The following is a 17,478-nucleotide window of genomic DNA, read 5'->3' as shown; positions in this document are numbered from 1 at the left end:
GTCCGCAATCCATATCGCTGCAAGCTTCATCTTCTATCTCAAAGAATGAGTCCTGAGCCTAGTTTTTTTGGAGAAGATCATCAGGTCATGATCTTCTCTTTATAGGGGTTTTTAATATTCAGGTTTCTGCCCGGGTTCCGCTTTGAATGTTGCCGCACCTGGTGTGCCTGAGTAGGTGATAATAAGCACAGTTGGTGTTGAACCACTGACCCCGCGGTGAACATCATCAACTGATTCCGTAAAGCCTTCACCAGCATGAAAAACCTGTTTTTTACCGCTGGCTTTGTCCTCAATCGTCAGCTGCCCCTGTAAAACATATACCGCATTAGGAAAAGGATGCGTGTGCCATGGCAGAGCAGTATTGGCGGGAATGGACATTCTGAGCATTGTCAGCTGAGGTTGCCCGGCAGGGTAAGTTGTATAGGGTTTACCGTTCCAGGAGGTGCTGCTTTTGACCAGCACGTCAGCATGCGCTGAGGATGTGGTATGCGGTTTCTGAGCAAGAGCCGGCGTGATCGCCAGGCAAGCCGTGGTAAAAACTGCAAAGGCGAATTTTGACATAATGCTTCTCTTTACTGTCTGTGGCTTTTTATTCCTATGCATCAAAGCACTGATGATATGCCGCATGCCAGTAAAGAGAGCATGATCCGGCCTCTGACGGGGGCCGGACTGAGATGCGTAAGCGGGATCTGCTGCTTTAGTCGACGGTATGAACCCAGCTCTGGGTGTCATGAGTGCGGCCAAACTGCATATCACACAAGGCCTGACGCAGAGAGGCCGTTACTGCACCTGTTTCTTTACTGATGACATGCTCACCTTTTGAGGTTTTCAGTGTGCCAATTGGGGTGACAACAGCGGCAGTGCCACAGGCAAACAGCTCACGCAGATGGCCGGAGGCAATATCAGCATAAAGCTGGTCGATGGCATAAGGCTCTTCACGCACTGTCAGCCCCTGGCTGCGAGCCAGAGTGAGCAGGGAGTCCCGTGTGATACCGTGCAGGATGGTTCCTTTAAGAGGAGGCGTAAGGAGCGATCCATCATCAAGAACAGCAACGATGTTCATGCCGCCCATTTCCTCAATCCATTTACGCTCAGTGGCGTCAAGGAAGAGAACCTGATGGCAGCCATTCTCTTTCGCTTCCTGCTGGGCTGTCAGGCTGGCTGCATAGTTGCCGCCACATTTGGCTTCACCGGTGCCACCGCGCGAGGCCCGCACGGTATTTTCTTCAACCCATACGGTAACCGGGCCGGCGTCTTTAGAGAAATAATCACCGGCAGCGCAGGCAATGACGATGAATTTATATTCAGCCGAAGGCTTAACACCCAGAGCAACCTCTGTTGCGATCATGAACGGACGAATATACAGCGTGCCGACCTCAGGAGCGGGAATCCAGTCAGCATCAATTTTCACCAGCTGTTTCACCGCATCAAGAAACAGCTCTTCAGGCACCTGAGCCATAGCCATACGTTCGGCTGACCGGCGAAAACGGCGGGCATTTACATCTGGTCTGAACAGTAATGGCTCACCAGTAGGGCTGCGATAGGCTTTCATGCCTTCAAAAATTTCCTGCGCGTAGTGCAGCACAGAGGCAGCAGGGTCGAGCTGTAAAGGCTGGCGAGGCAGAATTTCAGGTGTGTGCCATCCCTTACCCTCAGTGTAGGTCACAACGGCCATATGTTCAGAAAAGACACGGCCAAACCCTGGGGCTTTAAGGAGCTCTTCACGTTCAGCGGCTGAAATACGGTCAGCTTTTGGTGTGATAGTGAAAGCGGTTTTTATAGGCTGGCTCATCGGGTCTGACGTCTCCGCGTTCATAATGGCTGAAATTTCAGCTTCAGCAGGTCATAATTTCTTTCTGATATGATCTATCATATATTGCTTTGACAGAGCCAGAGTGCCTGGTCACGATATTGCCTGCCGTCAGCGGGAAGTGAAAATTTTTATCAGGATTATTTTCTGCCAGCCATGTAATACAGGCGTTGGTTAGTGAGTGAAGATATAATTTTATCTCCGAATTTAAGAGCATGAGAATGATACCAGTTCTGCCAGTACAGACTTATACAACACTTCCTGAACGGTTTTACGTGCATCCGCCTTTGTCTCCGGTTGTCGCGCCGCAGATCGTGCAGCTTAATACCGCTCTTGCCGGTGAGCTGGGGCTGGACTGTCACTGGCTGCGCAGCAGAGAGGGTGTGGCTATGCTCTCAGGCAATGCAATGCCTGAAGGGGTCATACCTGTCGCGCAGGTGTATGCCGGGCACCAGTTCGGGCAGTTTGTACCTAAGCTGGGTGATGGCCGCGCTATGTTGCTGGGTAGTGTGACAGACCAGAACGGGCATGTGAAAGAAATTCAGCTCAAGGGTGCGGGGCGCACAAGGTTTTCACGTAGTGGTGATGGCCGTGCTGCGCTCGGCCCGGTGCTGCGTGAGTACATTGTCAGTGAGGCCATGGCGGCCCTGGGTGTGCCAACAACACGCGCGCTGGCAGCGGTGACAACCGGCCAGCCGGTATATCGTGAAACACCCCTGCCTGGTGCGGTGCTGACACGTGTGGCCTCGGGTTTCATACGTGTGGGGACGTTTCAGTTTTTTGCCGCACAGGAAGATTTTGAAGGACTGCGCCTGCTGACTGATTATGCTCTGACGCATCATTACCCTGAGGCTTCTCACGAGGGCGGGGCTGCCTGTGCGTTGTTGCGTGAGGTTATAGCCAGTCAGTGTCAGCTGCTTGCTCAGTGGATGTTATATGGCTTTGTGCATGGTGTGATGAACACGGATAATATGGCCATATCAGGTGAGACAATTGATTATGGCCCCTGTGCTTTTATGGAGCATTATGACCCGGATACGGTTTTCAGTTTTATCGATAAAAGAGGCCGTTATGCTTATGGCAGACAGCCAGAGATAGGGTTGTGGAACCTGACCCGCCTGGCTGAAGCCCTTCTGCCTGTCATATCTGAAGATCGGAACACGGCTCTTGAGCTTGCCCGTGCAGAGCTGGCCGTGTTTGAGGGGCAGTTTCAGCAAATTTATCTGGCAGGCTTACGTCAGAAACTGGGGATGCAGACAGCTCAGGAGGGAGATGCAGGTCTGGTGCGCAGCCTGTTTGAGGTGATGCAGGCCCAGCGTCTGGATTATACGGCCACGTTCAGAAACCTGAGTACTGAGGCAGCACTGAGCACCCCGACAGCATATCTGCCTGAGGCATTGCACCCCTGGGCAGCACAGTGGCAGGCCAGACTGGCCGCAGAACCTTTGCCTGGCACGATACAGCGTGCACAGGCGATGCAGCGTGTTAACCCGCTGTACATTCCGCGCAATCATCTTGTTGAAGAGATGATCACACAGGCCGTTTCGCATAATGACATGACAGCCTTTGAAGAACTGCTGGCTGTGACGTCGCGTCCTTTTGAAGAGCAGCCCGGCAAAGAGCGTTATGCCCGCCCGGCAGAGGCGCATGAGCAGGTGCAGAACACATTCTGCGGCACGTAGCTTCAGGTTTCTTCTGCAATACCGCTGATCTGAATAAATGGTCGTCCACTCTGGCCACGTTCGACATGTGCATGAACGCGGTAGACATCACGCAACACCTCCGGGGTCAGCACCTCAGCTGGCAGGCCATCGGCTTTTATGCGACCTTCATGCAGCAGGAGAACACGATCTGCCATGTTCAGGGCGATATTCAGGTCGTGCAGTACAATCAGGGTGATGAGCGGGCGTTCTCTGGTTTCCTGCTGTAAAAGTTGCATAGCGGCAAACTGATGGTGCAGGTCGAGGGCACTGAGAGGTTCATCAAGCAGGAGAGACACAGGTCTTCGGCTGAGGGCCTGAGCAAGCCCGATCAGCTGCCTTTGTCCGCCTGAGAGTGTGCTCATATTTTTCAGGGCCAGGTGGCTGACGGAGAGCTTGTCCAGCCATGCCAGAGCATGTTCGGTCTCTGATATTGTGATTTCTTCAGGCCGTCTGGGGCTGCAGGCGCGTTGCGCAGCCATCAGGGCTTCAATAACAGGCAGCTGCACAGCGGCTGGTAATGTCTGAGGCAGATATAAACAGCGTTGTGCCCTTTGTGCCAGAGGCAGGTGCGCGAGGTTTTCATCTCCCAGGGTGAGTGTCGCCTGTGATGGTATCAGACCGGAGAGAGCACGCAGAAAAGTTGATTTTCCGCTGCCATTAGGCCCTGTGAGAGCACAAATCTGCCCTGATACAAATGGTTTGGGAGAGAGGTCGTGCAAAATGCGACGTCGGCCGAAGCCTGCATTCAGGTTTTTAACCGTCAGGGGGCCGACTGGCGACATTAGTTCAGCTCCTCACGGCGAAGCACGATAATCAGGAAAAATGGGATGCCTGCGAGAGATGTTACGATACCTGTCGGCACAATAAGGCCGGGCACCAGTACGCGTGCAATCAGGGCGGAAAGAGAGAGGATAAGCGCTCCCGTTGCCATGCTGCCGGGCAGGTAAAAGCGGTGATCTTCGCCGAGAAGCCGGCGCGCAATATGTGGTGCAACCAGCCCGACAAAACCGATAACCCCGACAAACGAGACGGCCAGAGCTGAAAGCAGGCTGATACGTATGAGTGAAGCCCGGCGAATGCGCGCGACATCTATCCCAAGGCTTGCTGCTCTTTCTTCTCCCATACGTAATGTGGTGAGTTGCCACGCGGCCCTGAATGAAAACAGGCTGACGACCCCTCCGACACCAGCAATTACTCCGACTTTCGCCCATGATGCGCGGGTCAGACTGCCCAGAGTCCAGAATACAAGATCCTGTAAGGTATCTTCACTGGCGATAAACTGCATAAGAGATACGAGAGCCTGAAAGGTAAAAACCAGGGCGATACCTGTCAGCACGACGACGTTGGTACTGGCGACTCTGCTCTGGCTGATTTTATCTAATAACAGTACGGAAAGCAGGGCACAGATGAATGCACTGGCTGTAATGAGCGTACTTTGAGAAACCAGAGCTGTATGCAGACCTGTGACCAGAATAAGGGAAGCGCCAAAGGCCGCCGCCGCTGAAACGCCAAGCGTAAAAGGGCTGGCAAGCGGATTAGCCAGGATAGTCTGCATTTCGGCTCCTGCCAGTCCGAGTGCCGCCCCCACACACAGGGCCATCAGAGTGTAAGGCAGGCGGATCTGCCAGACGATCAGCCGTTGCGTGGCTGGTACTGTGTCAGGGTGCAGCAGGGTGTGTAACAAAGCGGATGGAGAAAGCCCGGAGGGACCGATGGCAAAGTCAGCAAGGCAGGAGAGTATAATAGCTCCCGTCAGGATCAGCAGGATAATGCCGCGTTTGCGCAGAGTTTTGCGGTAAGCTTCATGCACAGAGTGTACGTCATAGCTGCGGAGGGGAGGAGGCCGGGAGATCGTCGGGTTACTCCTGCTTATGGACCCGCAGGAAAGGGCGGGATATGAAGAAAGACAGTTTTTCTGTGTAGCACCAGCCTGTTGTAAGAGAAATGGTTTGCATAAAAAACTCTCTCATCTGACGTTCCCCTCTTCGTGTATAAGGCAGGAAAACCGCGTGACATACTCTGATTCAACTGATGAAAACCCTGAGGCTGATTTTGCTGCAGGAGAGACACTCATTTTTGTTGTGAGGCCTGAACAGGCGGGTGAGCGGGTTGACCGGTTTATTGCACTACATTCGGGCGGTTTGTCGCGTTCACGTGTGAAAACTTTGATCGAGGCAGGGCACCTTACGCGTGACGGGCAGAGTGTAACCGAACCTGCCGAGACGGTGAAAGCAGGTCAGAGTTATTCTCTGAGTGTGCCATCGGCTGTGCCGGCCGTGCCGGAGGGTGAGGTGATGGCATTTGATATTTATTATGAAGACAGCGACCTGCTTGTGCTTAATAAGCCTGCGGGGCTGGTTGTACATCCTGCCCCGGGCAATGAGACAGGTACTCTGGTGAATGGCCTTGTTGCCCATTGCGGAGACAGCCTGCAGGGAATTGGCGGGCAAAAACGGCCAGGCATAGTTCATCGTCTTGATAAAGATACATCGGGCCTGATGGTTGTGGCCAAAACAGAGAAAGCGCATCTGGCTTTGTCAGAGGATTTCGCAGCCCGGCGGATTGACCGGGCTTATCTTGCCTTGTGCTGGGGCTGTCCTGCTCCGGCAGAGGGAGATTTTGAAGGCAATATCGGGCGTGACAAGCGTGATCGTAAACGTATGACCATTACACCACGCAGCGGGAAGTGGGCTTTAACGCACTATAAAACGCTTAAAAATTTTCAGGGGAGTGCGTCACTGGTAACGTGTAAACTCGCAACCGGACGTACGCACCAGATCAGAGTGCATTTTTCAGCACATGGATACCCGCTGATAGGTGACCCGGTTTATCTGCGGCGCATTCCCGCTGTCGCGAAGGGATTTTCTGCTACGGCACGGGCTGCTGCACTCGACTTCCCGCGGCAGGCATTACATGCGACCCGCCTTGGGTTTACACACCCGCGTACAGGCGAGGCTTTGCTTTTTGAGGCTCCGGCTCCCGATGACATGGTGCAGCTGGCTGAAATGTTAGAAGCCTGACACAGAAAAAGGGGGAGCAGATGATCTGCTCCCCCTTCTTTTTTACCAGCTCTGTTAAGTGCGGGCTTAGTGTTGTGTTTTTTCTGGCAGAGCATAGGCGGTGATATAATCGCCCAGTCTGGTGCCGAAAGAACCATGACCACCATCGGCAGAAACAACAAACTGACGTCCGTTTGTTTCATATGTCATGGGTGTAGACTGACCACCCGCTGGCAGACGGTCCTGCCAGAGCTGTTTACCTGTGGTGACATCATAAGCGCGGATATAATAATCAGCAGTTGAAGTCAGGAAAGCAACGCCACCGGCTGTAATCAGCGGTCCGCCAAGTGAAGGGATCCCCACTTTGAAAGGCAGCGGCAGAGGTGAGCTGTCATAGGTGGTGCCGTTACGGTGCATCCAGATGATCTTGTTTGTTTTCAGATCAATACCGGCAACATAACCCCAGCCTGGCTGTTTGCAGGGAATACCCAGCGGTGACAGGAAGGCATGCAGGTCAACACCATAAGGTGTGCCGTACTGTGGCTGAACACCGCTTTCTGAGCCGGAAGGACCGGCTTTCGGGTCAGGGTGTGCAGGGTTGCCCGGACCACGCGGGATAAGAGTTGAAACGAACGGAATAGCAATCGGGTTAGCAAAAGCTACCTGTCTGACCGGGTCAACAGCCAGGCCACCCCATTCGAACATACCAAGGTTACCAGGGAAGATCAGCGACCCCTGCAGTGATGGCGGAGTAAACGGACCATCATAGCGCAGGCGTTTGAACATGATGCGGCAGACCATCTGGTCGAACATCGTGCCGCCCCACATGTCAGAATCCTTCAGGCGCTCTTTCGGGCGGAAGGTCAGCTGAGAGTAAGGCTGTGTTGGTGTAACATGATCACCCGGTGCAGCACCCTGTGGCACTGGTGTTTCAGGTGCCGGTACGATCAGGTTACCATTGCGGCGGTCAAGCACAAAGATGTTGCCTGTTTTTGCCGGTGCATAGAGGGCCGGGATAACAGTACCGTCTTTCTGACGAATATCGACCAGGCTGGGCTGAGAAGGAATGTCCATATCCCACAAATCGTGGTGAACTGTCTGATAGAACCAGACCTGTTTGCCTGTGTCAGCATCAAGAGCCAGAATGCCAGAGGCATATTTTTCCTGCTGAGGGGTACGGTTGCCGCCCCAGATGTCAGGTGTTGCAACGCCTGTTGGGATGTAGATCTGGTTCAGGCCTGCATCGTAGGAAGCCGTGATCCATGAGTTAGGTGAGTTGGCAACATACTGATGAGTGGCTGATGGCAGCTCGTTCGGGTCAGGGTTACCTGCATCGAACGCCCACAGCAGTTTACCTGTACGTACATCGAATGCACGGGTTACGCCAGATGGTTCGTGTGTTGAATAGTTATCGGTGACAGCGCCGGAGATGATAACTGCTTTTTTGGTAACAACCGGCGGAGATGTCGGTTCATAAAAACCATCTCTCTTCATTGGCATGCCGTCACTCAGGTCGAGTGCGCCATTGTTAGCAAAGCCGTGGCAGAGTTCACCTGTGTCAGAGTTCAGAGCGATCAGGCGGCCGTCATTTGTTGGCAGGAAGATACGTGCCGTGCAGTCATCAGCCGGAGCGGCAGGAGCAGCGGGTGCATCAGTTGCTGCTGCCGTGTTGTCGGCTTCAGCTGCAACAGGAGCGACTGCCGGTGTTTCAGCGTAAGAAACGCCACGACAGGTCATGTGCTGGAAGGAAGGATTATATTTGATTTTAGGGTCAAATTTCCATTTCTGCTTGCCGGTAGCGGGGTCAAGGGCAAATAAAATCTGGTGCGGTGTGCACAGATAAAGTGTGTCCCGGATTTTGATCGGGGTAACTTCGTCTGTAATTTCACCCGGGTCGTTCGCTGTTTTCAGATCATGGGTGCGGAAGGTCCATGCCACCTTCAGATCTTTAACATTTGCGGGTGTGATCTGTGTCAGGGGTGAGAAGCGGTCACCAAACTGCGTGCGGCCATAAGCGGGCCAGTCACCTGCGGCAGCTTCGGCAGTGTCTCCCGGGGTAACAGGTTCACCCTGCTGTGCCACGGAGGGGAGTGAGCCGGTAATATCCTGCGGGTCCTGCGTTATGGCATAGCCGGCAACGCCCAGGGTGCAGAGAATGCTTAGTGCGAGCGGTAAAAGTGCGACTTTGCTGGCTGTCAGCTTGCGTGAGACGAAGGGGAGCAGCAGCAGCAGCCCCAGAGGCGGAATGATATCCAGACGGGGAGCCAGTGTCCAGAAGTCAAAGCCAGCTTCGTTTACAGCCCAGCCGAGTGTGGCAAACACAAGAGCAGCGTAAAGCCATAATACCGCGCTTTTGCGCCTGAAAAGCATTACGGTGGAAACAAGCAGGATAACGCCGCTGAACAGATAAAAGGCTGAACCGCCCAGTACTGCCAGGTAAGCGCCTCCGGCTGTAAGGAAAAGGCCTGTTAGTGCAAACAGGAGGATAGTCAGGATCATGGATACTCCTGATTGAAAGAAAGAACGTCGCTACGATCTATCCCATGGCGCAGGATAAAAAAAGGACACAGACGGTACTTTATTTCATTTCTATGGTTAAGTGCAGGTTTGGTTATAGTGTCTGCGCCTGGCAGCACTTAGCTGTCTGATGTGAGCTTATCAGCGGTTTTCGTCTCAAAATCTGAGGCATCATGCCGTTCATGAAGCTGTGTGGCAGGGTCGCCAAAAGTGCGGTTGACCATGCGGCCACGCTGCACCGCCGGGCGCTGAAGTAACTGATCAGCCCAGCGCTTTACGTGGGGGTAGTCATCAACGCTCAGAAAATGGGCGGCATTATAAAGCCAGCCTTCGACCAGCCCGCCATACCACGGAAAAATGGCCATATCGGCAATGCTATACTCATGTCCTGCAACAAAGGGGTGGTCGGCGAGCTGACGGTTAAGCACATCAAGCAGTCGCTTGGTTTCCATAGCGAAGCGGTCAATTGCATATTCAATTTTGACTGGTGCATACGCGTAAAAATGCCCGAAGCCACCACCAACAAAAGGCGCGCTTCCCATCTGCCAGAACAGCCAGTTCAGGCATTCTGTGCGCTGTGAGGGCGACGCAGGTAAAAAGGCACCAAATTTCTCAGCAAGATATAAAAGGATAGAACCTGATTCAAAAACCCGCTGAGGTTCGGCCCCGCTGTGATCAACCAGGGCCGGGATTTTTGAATTGGGGTTAGTTGCAACAAATCCGGAGCTGAACTGATCACCCTGGCCGATGTTAATCAGCCAGGCATCGTATTCAGCGTCTGTGTGCCCGGCTGCCAGCAGCTCCTCAAGCAGAATGGTGACCTTAACGCCATTAGGTGTACCAAGCGAGTAGAGCTGGAGCGGGTGCTTGCCAACGGGGAGTGCTTTATCGTGGGTTGCACCGGCAACCGGTCGGTTGATGGCTGCATATTTCCCCCCGGTATTTTTATTCCATTTCCAGACGTCCGGGGGGGTGTAGGTGTCGGGCTGTTTCATAAAAAATACCTTTCACGGTGTGTTGTTGCACAGAAAGCGGTGAAGCAGACGGGTATAGCAACACTAACGCAGAAATTGTGTAATCTATTTTAATTCCTTTGTTTGCCAGGAACCTGAATAAGGTTGTGCAGGGCCGGCGGGCTGTTACAGCCAGGCGCTTAACAGTACAGCTGCAGGAATGGCCACAATCATCCCCACTGTTGTCACCAGCATGATACTCGATGTTTCAGCCTGGCATTTGCCATATTGCTGGGCAAATAAGACAGACGGTGTTGAAGTTGGCATGGCGCTGGCCACAAAGGTTGCCTTTGCCATAGTACTTTTAAGCCCCCATGCTTTAATAAACACGAAGAAGAGCAATGGCTGAAAGATAATGCAGGTTGCAGAGCCGAAAATAACTATTTTTGATGTCAGGTTAACAGGGAAAGAGGACAGGGTGAGGCCGCAGGCAAAGATGGCAACCGCAGCGGCACAAACGGCAAGAGGCTTAAGTGTTGATATCGTGATATCGGGTAATGTTATGCCTGAAACGGAGATGACCGCACCGAGTACAGGTGCCCATACCAGCGGGTTTTTAAGAGTGTCTTTTAATATGGTGCTGATGGAGGCAGCCTGGCCTTCTGCCATGCTGGCTGACTGAAGCATAAAGACAGCGACTGAAACCTGCACAAGGTTTGTAACAAGTGCGGCCAGCCCGACAACACCACTTCCTGTTTGCAGGCCATAAATCGGTACAAGTACGGTCAGGCCATAAATGGGAGCAGCTGTTGAACTGACTGTATAACCGAGCAGAATGGCTTCAGTTTTGCCAAACTTTTTCATTCGTAAAATCAGGTAGCTTGCTAAAAAAAACAGGGAGTAACCCAGAACCATAATGACGATAACGGGGCCCTGCTGAAGTAACAGAGACTTGTTAAATTGTGCCATGCCAAGAAACAAAGCCACAGGTAACGCATAACGCAGGGCAAGGCGACTGAAGCCTTTTGTCTGGTGCGCGTCAAAATCTTTGTTCCTGCCGGCACAGTAACCAAGTGCGATAATAAAAATAACCGGAGCAATCGCACTAATCATGATGCTGGCGTTCATGATAGTCCCTTTCTGTGATGGTTCACGTTTGTCAGGGTTACATGACACAGGATAAAGGGGAAAATTATGGCAGAAATGACAGTGCAGGTATGTTATTGCACCTGGGTTGTTACGTATTCAGACCCGTAACTTCCTTTTGAAATGCAGTGGCTCAATGGTCACTTCTGACTATAAGGCTGCTTCACGCCTAACAAAATATCCCGGCGTTTTCCGTTACGGGCACCTGTAGCTATACCAACGTCATGCTCACCCCTGGCATACTGCCTGGGTATGACGCTAGACCTATGACGCACGGCTAAATCTCTATTACGCCTGGCTCTGGTAAAGCATTGATTTTCAAGGGAAATATCAAGCTGGGGCGAATGACGGGGCTCGAACCCGCGACAACCGGTACCACAAACCGGCGCTCTGCCAGCTGAGCTACATCCGCCACACAGCTTGATGCCGTCATTTAGAGAAGGTACGGGCGTCCGTCAATCCATAACTGACATAATCCTGAAGAAAATTTTTCAACGTTGTTTCTGCCAGGTTTCTATACGGCTCAGTGCATCACGCAAAACCTGCTCCTGCTTGCAAAATGCAAAGCGGAGAAGGTGCGCAGGCGGTGTGCCGTTAAGCTGACTGTAAAAAGCTGAGGCTGGTATGGTTGCAACCCCGGCTTCAATGGTCAGAGTTTTTGCAAATGTCATGTCATCTTCACCACGAGCCAGAGGTGAAATATCAGCGATAACAAAATAGCTGCCGTGGCAGGGGAGCACATCAAGGCCGAGTTTGCGCAGCCCGTCCGAAAGGAGGTCGCGTTTGCCCGCAAAGTCCGCAGCTATTTGTGTAAAATAATCTGTGTCTTTGCGTAGCCCGGCAGCGACAGCCCGCTGAAGGTTGGGAGCCGTTGCAAAGACAAGATTCTGATGCGCTTTGGCAATGACGGATGCTATCGGAGCCGGAGCTGTGACATATCCGACTTTCCAGCCGGTCATGGAAAAACTTTTGCCTGCACTGCCAATGCGAATGCACCGCTCGCGCATGCCGGGTAACGTCATAAGCGAGATATGCTTTGCGCCAAAAGTCAGGTGTTCGTACACCTCGTCACATAACGCATAAGCATCGTGCTCTCTGAGCAGGCCGGCAATGAAAGACAGCTCATCGTGAGTGAAGACTTTGCCGGTGGGATTCATAGGCGTGTTGAGCAGGATGGCTTTGGTTCGGGCAGAGAAAGCATCGGCCAGAGCCTGACGAGGAAGGGTCCAGTCCGGATGTTCGAGTCGAACCAGGCGTGGAACCCCGCCAAGCTGAAGCACGACAGGCAGGTAAGTGTCATAGAGGGGTTCTATCAGAACGACCTCATCGCCTGGCTCAATCAGGGCCATAAGAGAGGCAGCAAGTGCCTCGGTTGCTCCTGATGTCACCACTACTTCTGTGTCAGGGTTAATGTTAAGTCCCTGAAAACGCCTGTTCGATTCGGCAACGGCCTGGCGCAGTTCCGGCAGGCCGGTCAGTGGTGCGTACTGGTTTTGACCGTCGAGCAGAGCGTTCACAGCTGTCTGCACAATGTCCTGCGGGCCTTCAGTGTCAGGAAAACCCTGACCTAAGTTGATGGCATTGTGCTCACGTGCAAGCGCAGACATCACTGTGAAAATCGTTGTGGGTAGTGCTTCAAGCTGCTGGTTGAGGGGTTTTGTCATGTGCAGATTCGCTTTCTTTTCGAAAAACAGAAATCATAAAAATGATTTAATATCATTGTATTAATAAGGGTATTGGTGCTTTATCGATATTATTGCTTCTAAGCCCGATTGCTCCTGCGGCCAACCCGTGCCAGTTTGTCACTGCTCGGCCCCGGGTTACTGTTGCCTGAGGACAGGGTTGCATAAAAGATGGACCCTGACAGAGAGCGCCGTGATATAGTGACGATGTGATATGAAAAAGATCGAAGCCATCATAAAGCCTTTTAAGCTCGACGAAGTGAAGGAGGCTCTTCACGAACTCGGGTTGCAGGGCATTACCGTGATCGAAGCTAAAGGTTTTGGCCGGCAGAAAGGCCACACCGAGCTTTATCGTGGCGCCGAATATATTGTTGATTTTCTCCCCAAGATAAAAATTGAGATCGTCTGCCCCGCCAGTCTGGCAGAACGGGCGATTGAAGCCATATCTGCTGCGGCTCGTACGGGGCGGATCGGTGACGGTAAGATCTTTGTGATGCCGGTTGATGATGTGGTACGGATTCGTACGGGAGAAAGAGGAGAAGACGCTATCTGATGTCAGGAAAAAGCAGAGAGCGCTGACCCTGACAGCAACGTTTCAGGACGTGTATTTGATAGTTTTCAGTCATGCCGGTATCTCCGGTTTGCAACAGATGGTTTAAAGTGAGGAAAGAATGGTTAAAAAGACAGCATCTTCCGGCGATGCAAAAGCCGCAGCAGTTAAGCGGGTTTTTGATCTTATTAAAGAGCATTCTGTAGAGCTGGTTGATCTGCGCTTCACAGATCCGCGCGGTAAATGGCACCACACAACACAGTATGTGACCACAATTGAAGATGAAACCTTTGTTGAAGGCTTCATGTTCGATGGCTCCTCTATCGCTGGCTGGAAAGCGATTAACGAGAGCGACATGGTTCTGCTGCCAGACCCTGAAACAGCTGTAATGGACCCGTTCTCAGCCCGTCCTCAGCTGATTCTGTTCTGCGATATTATCGAGCCATCAACCGGGCAGCCTTACAACCGTGACCCACGTTCAACAGCAAAGCTGGCTGAACAGTATCTGAAGGCTTCTGGCCTGGGTGATACCGCATTCTTCGGTCCTGAAGCAGAATTTTTCATTTTCGACAACGTGCTGTTTGGCACAGGCCCGAACTATGGTAAATTCCAGCTCGACAGCATTGAAGGTCCTGGCGCTTCTCTGAAAGAATATCCTGAAGGCAACATGGGTCATCGCCCTGGCCAGAAGGGTGGTTACTTCCCGGTTGCACCAGTTGACAGCGAAGCTGACCTGCGCGCTGAAATGCTCGCCACTATGGGTGAGATGGGTCTGCCGATTGAAAAGCATCACCACGAGGTTGCACAGTCTCAGCATGAGCTGGGCACGAAGTTCGACACGCTGGTGCGTTCTGCTGACTTCATGCAGATCTATAAATACTGTATCCACAATGTTGCTCAGTCTTATGGCAAAACAGCAACCTTCATGCCAAAGCCAATTTATGGCGATAATGGCTCAGGTATGCATGTTCACCAGTCTATCTGGAAAGACGGCAAGCCAACATTTGCTGGCAACGGTTATGCAGATCTTTCTGATACAGCCCTGTATTACATCGGCGGTATCATTAAGCATGCAAAAGCACTCAATGCTTTTACCAACCCGTCAACTAACTCTTACAAGCGTCTGATCCCAGGGTTTGAAGCTCCTGTGCTGCTGGCTTACTCAGCCCGCAACCGTTCAGCATCCTGCCGTATCCCATACGCAACCAACCCTAAAGCTAAGCGGGTTGAAGTGCGTTTCCCTGACCCGACAGCAAACCCATACCTCGCATTCTCTGCCATGCTGATGGCTGGTCTTGATGGTATCAAGAACAAAATTCACCCTGGTGATGCGATGGACAAAGATCTGTATGATCTGCCACCAGAAGAACTGAAGCAGATTCCAACAGTTGCAGGCTCTCTGCGTGAAGCTCTTGAAGCTCTGCAGGCTGATCATGAGTTCCTGCTGGCTGGTGGCGTGTTCACCAAAGACCAGATCGAAAGCTATATCAACATCAAGTGGGAAGATGTGTATCGCTTTGAACACACACCTCACCCTGTTGAGTTCGAAATGTACTACTCAGTCTGATTTTTATCAGAGTGATGAGCTAAAAGGCGCGCCCTCTGTTTCAGGGGGCGCGTTTTTTATTGATGGCCTTATGGTGCGGCGGTCTGAAATCTGAAAACAGTTGTCTGCTCATATTCCTGTCCGGGTAGCAGCGTCGTTGTCGGAAAGCTCGGATGATTGGGTGAATCAGGGTAATGCTGCGTTTCGAGTGCGACACCATCTGTCTGACGATATGCCCGTCCCGAAGGCCCGGCATAGGCACCATTGAGAGAGTTGCCGGTGTAAACCTGCATAGCGGGTTGTGTGGTCAGCACGGTCAGAGAACGGCCTGACTGTGGGTCACTGAGTATTGCGGCCTCGCGGAGTGTTTTGCCGTCATAGCCGTCGATAATCCAGTTATGATCATAGCCGCGCGCCTCTAGCATCTGCTGGTCGTTGCTGCGCAAAAAATCTCCGATGGCGTGCATTGCTCTGAAGTCAAAGGGTGTTTGCGCAACCGGACTGATTTGCCCGGTCGGAATACCGTTTGCATCAGTCGGGGTAAAAAGGCTGGCGTTAATTTTTAACCGGTGGTTTGCGACCGAGCCTGACCCTTCTCCGGCAAGATTAAAATAGCTGTGATTTGTCAGGTTAATAACTGTCGGTTTGTCAGTTGTGGCATGATAGTGAATGTGCAGCTGGTTATCATCATCCAGAATATACCGGACTTTGACCTGTAACTTGCCGGGAAAACCTTCTTCACCGTCAGCACTGGTCAGGGTGAGTTCTGCTCCTGTTGCCTGTTTCAGGCCAGAGAGTGGCTGCACATGCCAGAGCTTTTTATTAAAACCCGTATTGCCGCCGTGGAGTGTATTGGGCGGAAGGTTTATCGGCGTGTGATAGGTTTTACCTTCAAGCACAAACGTGCCCCGGGCAATACGGTTAGCATAGCGCCCTATCAGGGCACCAAAACATATATTGGCTTCGGCATCTTTTTTGCTGTACCCCTCAAGGTCTGAAAAGCCGAGAACCACGTTATCTGTTTTGCCGTTTTTGTCTGGTACTTTTATGGCGGTGATAATCCCCCCGTAAGAGATGAACTGTACTTCCATCCCGTTTTTGTTGTGCAGGGTATAAAGTTCAACAGTTTCACCTGATGGCAGAGCACCATAAGATTCTTTTTTTAGTGTTTGGGTCATGGCAGGCAGGGGAGATAAGAGACTGATCATTACAGACCCCGATATAAGAAGTTTTGTTGCTGTATAGTGCAGAATATTTTCTGATTTATCAGAAAATATGAAGCGGGGAATAAATGAAAAATATGTAAAAATACTTAAAAAATTTCTCGTCTTATTTGGAAAAGACAGATTATTTAATGGTGTGGAATATACCAGACCTCCCTTCGGATATGCTGATACTTTCTGAGAGAGTTTTCTTGACACGTCCATGATTCAGAGTCATCCTTTTCAGCCATCCCGGTGTGTTGTTAAAGAAGCCGGAAGATGGACGCCTGATCCCCTCAGACCGCCCATACGGGGGTGAAGGGGAGAGAGACGTAAATAATGTCTACTTTTGACTGAGGCTTGCCTCTTTTAGCGTTATGCTACCGGGAGAAAAAATACACCTGGTAGTAGAAACAGGGAGTTTTCAGGTCAGGGGAGTACTGGTTCGATGGTGTCTTCTGTTGTTAATGTTGGTCCTGAAAATAACTTATCAAGGTATTTTCAGGAAATTCGTAAATATCCTATCCTCTCCCCCGAAGAGGAACTTCGCCTGTCCTATCTCTGGAAAGATAAAGGGGACGTGAAGGCTGCACATAAACTTGTCACATCACATCTGCGGCTTGTTGCAAAAATTGCCATGGGTTACCGCGGGTATGGTTTGCCGATGAATGAGCTTATCAGTGAAGGCAATGTCGGTATGATGCAGGCCGTTAAACGGTTTGATCCCGACAAAGGCTTCCGTCTTGCAACTTATGCTATGTGGTGGATCAGAGCCGCTATTCAGGAATATATTCTGCACAGCTGGTCTCTGGTTAAAATGGGTACGACTGCGGCACAGAAAAAACTGTTCTTTAATCTCCGTCGCCTTAAAGGGCAGATGCAGGCAATTGAAGACGGTGATCTGCAGCCTGAGCAGGTTGATAAAATTGCTGCAACGCTTGGTGTGTCCGAGCAGGATGTTGTGAGCATGAACCGCCGTATGTCTGCACCTGACCACAGCCTGAATGCGCCGATGCGTGCGGATGAGGCCGGGGAGTGGCAGGACCGTCTAGTTGATGAGCAACATAACCAGGAAGAAGTTTACGCAGAGAATGAGGAGCTTTCAGGCCGAAAAGCTTTGCTGGCAACTGCTCTGGCAACGCTGAATGAGCGTGAACGGCATATTTTCAGCGAACGTCGCCTGAAAGATGAGCCGACAACGCTTGAAAATCTTGCCCTTGAATATTCGATTTCGCGTGAGCGTGTAAGGCAGATCGAGGTACGTGCTTTTGAAAAAGTACAGCTTGCAATGAAGAAAGAGGTTGAAGCCCGCCGTGAGCAGGAACAACAGCAGTAAGTAAAAGCAGGTTTTTTTCAAACGCCAGGATAAG

14 protein-coding genes and 1 tRNA gene are annotated in these 17,478 nt (G+C 51.7%); 5 read left to right on the top strand and 10 right to left on the bottom strand.

Translation table 11 applies throughout. From position 1 onward, the window contains the following. Positions 1-111: 111 nt before the first annotated feature. Both HK25_RS10265 and HK25_RS10260 read right to left on the bottom strand, forming a co-directional pair. Complete coding sequence (locus HK25_RS10265; protein WP_086636126.1) at positions 112-561, bottom strand: cupin domain-containing protein; 450 nt, start codon at positions 559-561, stop codon at positions 112-114. Between the two features lie 136 nt (positions 562-697). Beyond that, positions 698-1,792: a branched-chain amino acid aminotransferase gene (locus tag HK25_RS10260; protein WP_086636125.1), complete on the bottom strand. Its 1,095-nt coding sequence runs from the start codon at positions 1,790-1,792 to the stop codon at positions 698-700. Positions 1,793-2,031: 239 nt separating this feature from the next. Between HK25_RS10260 and HK25_RS10250 the strand changes: the two genes are divergently transcribed. Continuing rightward, positions 2,032-3,492, top strand: coding sequence for a YdiU family protein (locus tag HK25_RS10250; protein ID WP_086636124.1), 1,461 nt, complete (start codon positions 2,032-2,034; stop codon positions 3,490-3,492). 2 nt (positions 3,493-3,494) lie between these two features. On the opposite strand, the gene HK25_RS10245 is transcribed toward HK25_RS10250, so the two are convergent. Beyond that, positions 3,495-4,295 carry an ABC transporter ATP-binding protein gene (locus HK25_RS10245; protein ID WP_086636123.1) on the bottom strand — a complete coding sequence of 267 codons (801 nt, stop codon included), beginning with the start codon at positions 4,293-4,295 and terminating at the stop codon, positions 3,495-3,497. After that, positions 4,295-5,323: an iron ABC transporter permease gene (locus tag HK25_RS10240; RefSeq protein WP_086636122.1), complete on the bottom strand. Its 1,029-nt coding sequence runs from the start codon at positions 5,321-5,323 to the stop codon at positions 4,295-4,297. Before HK25_RS10240 ends, HK25_RS10245 begins: the two co-directional genes overlap by 1 nt. A gap of 262 nt (positions 5,324-5,585) precedes the next feature. Between HK25_RS10240 and HK25_RS10235 the strand changes: the two genes are divergently transcribed. Next, entirely contained in the window at positions 5,586-6,533 is a 948-nt protein-coding gene (locus HK25_RS10235) for an RluA family pseudouridine synthase (protein WP_233127797.1), read from the top strand. A 66-nt stretch (positions 6,534-6,599) separates the two neighbouring features. On the opposite strand, the gene HK25_RS10230 is transcribed toward HK25_RS10235, so the two are convergent. The 5 genes from HK25_RS10230 to HK25_RS10210 all read right to left on the bottom strand — a co-directional run bounded on the left by HK25_RS10230 (position 6,600) and on the right by HK25_RS10210 (position 12,792). Continuing rightward, entirely contained in the window at positions 6,600-9,011 is a 2,412-nt protein-coding gene (locus tag HK25_RS10230; protein ID WP_086636120.1) for a glucose/quinate/shikimate family membrane-bound PQQ-dependent dehydrogenase, read from the bottom strand. A 137-nt stretch (positions 9,012-9,148) separates the two neighbouring features. Continuing rightward, entirely contained in the window at positions 9,149-10,024 is an 876-nt protein-coding gene (gene yghU, locus HK25_RS10225) for a glutathione-dependent disulfide-bond oxidoreductase (RefSeq protein WP_086636119.1), read from the bottom strand. Between the two features lie 144 nt (positions 10,025-10,168). Continuing rightward, on the bottom strand, positions 10,169-11,110 hold the full coding sequence (locus tag HK25_RS10220; protein ID WP_086636118.1) for an AEC family transporter: 942 nt from the start codon (positions 11,108-11,110) through the stop codon (positions 10,169-10,171). A 354-nt stretch (positions 11,111-11,464) separates the two neighbouring features. Then, positions 11,465-11,540, bottom strand: a tRNA-His gene (locus tag HK25_RS10215). Between the two features lie 79 nt (positions 11,541-11,619). Continuing rightward, complete coding sequence (locus tag HK25_RS10210; protein ID WP_086636117.1) at positions 11,620-12,792, bottom strand: aminotransferase; 1,173 nt, start codon at positions 12,790-12,792, stop codon at positions 11,620-11,622. 232 nt (positions 12,793-13,024) lie between these two features. On the opposite strand from HK25_RS10210, the gene HK25_RS10205 reads away from it, so the two are divergent. Together HK25_RS10205 and glnA are read left to right on the top strand one after the other, a co-directional pair. Further along, a complete protein-coding gene (locus HK25_RS10205; protein WP_086553987.1) occupies positions 13,025-13,363 on the top strand; it encodes a P-II family nitrogen regulator in 339 nt (112 codons plus the stop codon). Between the two features lie 118 nt (positions 13,364-13,481). Further along, the gene (glnA, locus tag HK25_RS10200) at positions 13,482-14,927 is read left to right on the top strand and encodes a type I glutamate--ammonia ligase (protein WP_086553988.1); all 1,446 of its coding nucleotides are present in this window, start codon (positions 13,482-13,484) and stop codon (positions 14,925-14,927) included. Between the two features lie 68 nt (positions 14,928-14,995). On the opposite strand, the gene HK25_RS10195 is transcribed toward glnA, so the two are convergent. Continuing rightward, positions 14,996-16,114, bottom strand: coding sequence for an aldose epimerase family protein (locus HK25_RS10195; RefSeq protein ID WP_086636132.1), 1,119 nt, complete (start codon positions 16,112-16,114; stop codon positions 14,996-14,998). A 442-nt stretch (positions 16,115-16,556) separates the two neighbouring features. On the opposite strand from HK25_RS10195, the gene rpoH reads away from it, so the two are divergent. Further along, positions 16,557-17,444 (top strand): RNA polymerase sigma factor RpoH, encoded by an 888-nt coding sequence (rpoH, locus tag HK25_RS10190; protein ID WP_086553989.1) that lies wholly within the window; start codon positions 16,557-16,559, stop codon positions 17,442-17,444. The last annotated feature ends 34 nt before the right edge of the window (positions 17,445-17,478 follow it).

The sequence above is a fragment of the Acetobacter sp. DsW_059 genome (genome assembly GCF_002153695.1).
Lineage (GTDB): Bacteria > Pseudomonadota > Alphaproteobacteria > Acetobacterales > Acetobacteraceae > Acetobacter > Acetobacter thailandicus.
Note: the sequence above shows the minus strand (reverse complement) of the source record. Positions and strands in the feature narration are given on the sequence as shown.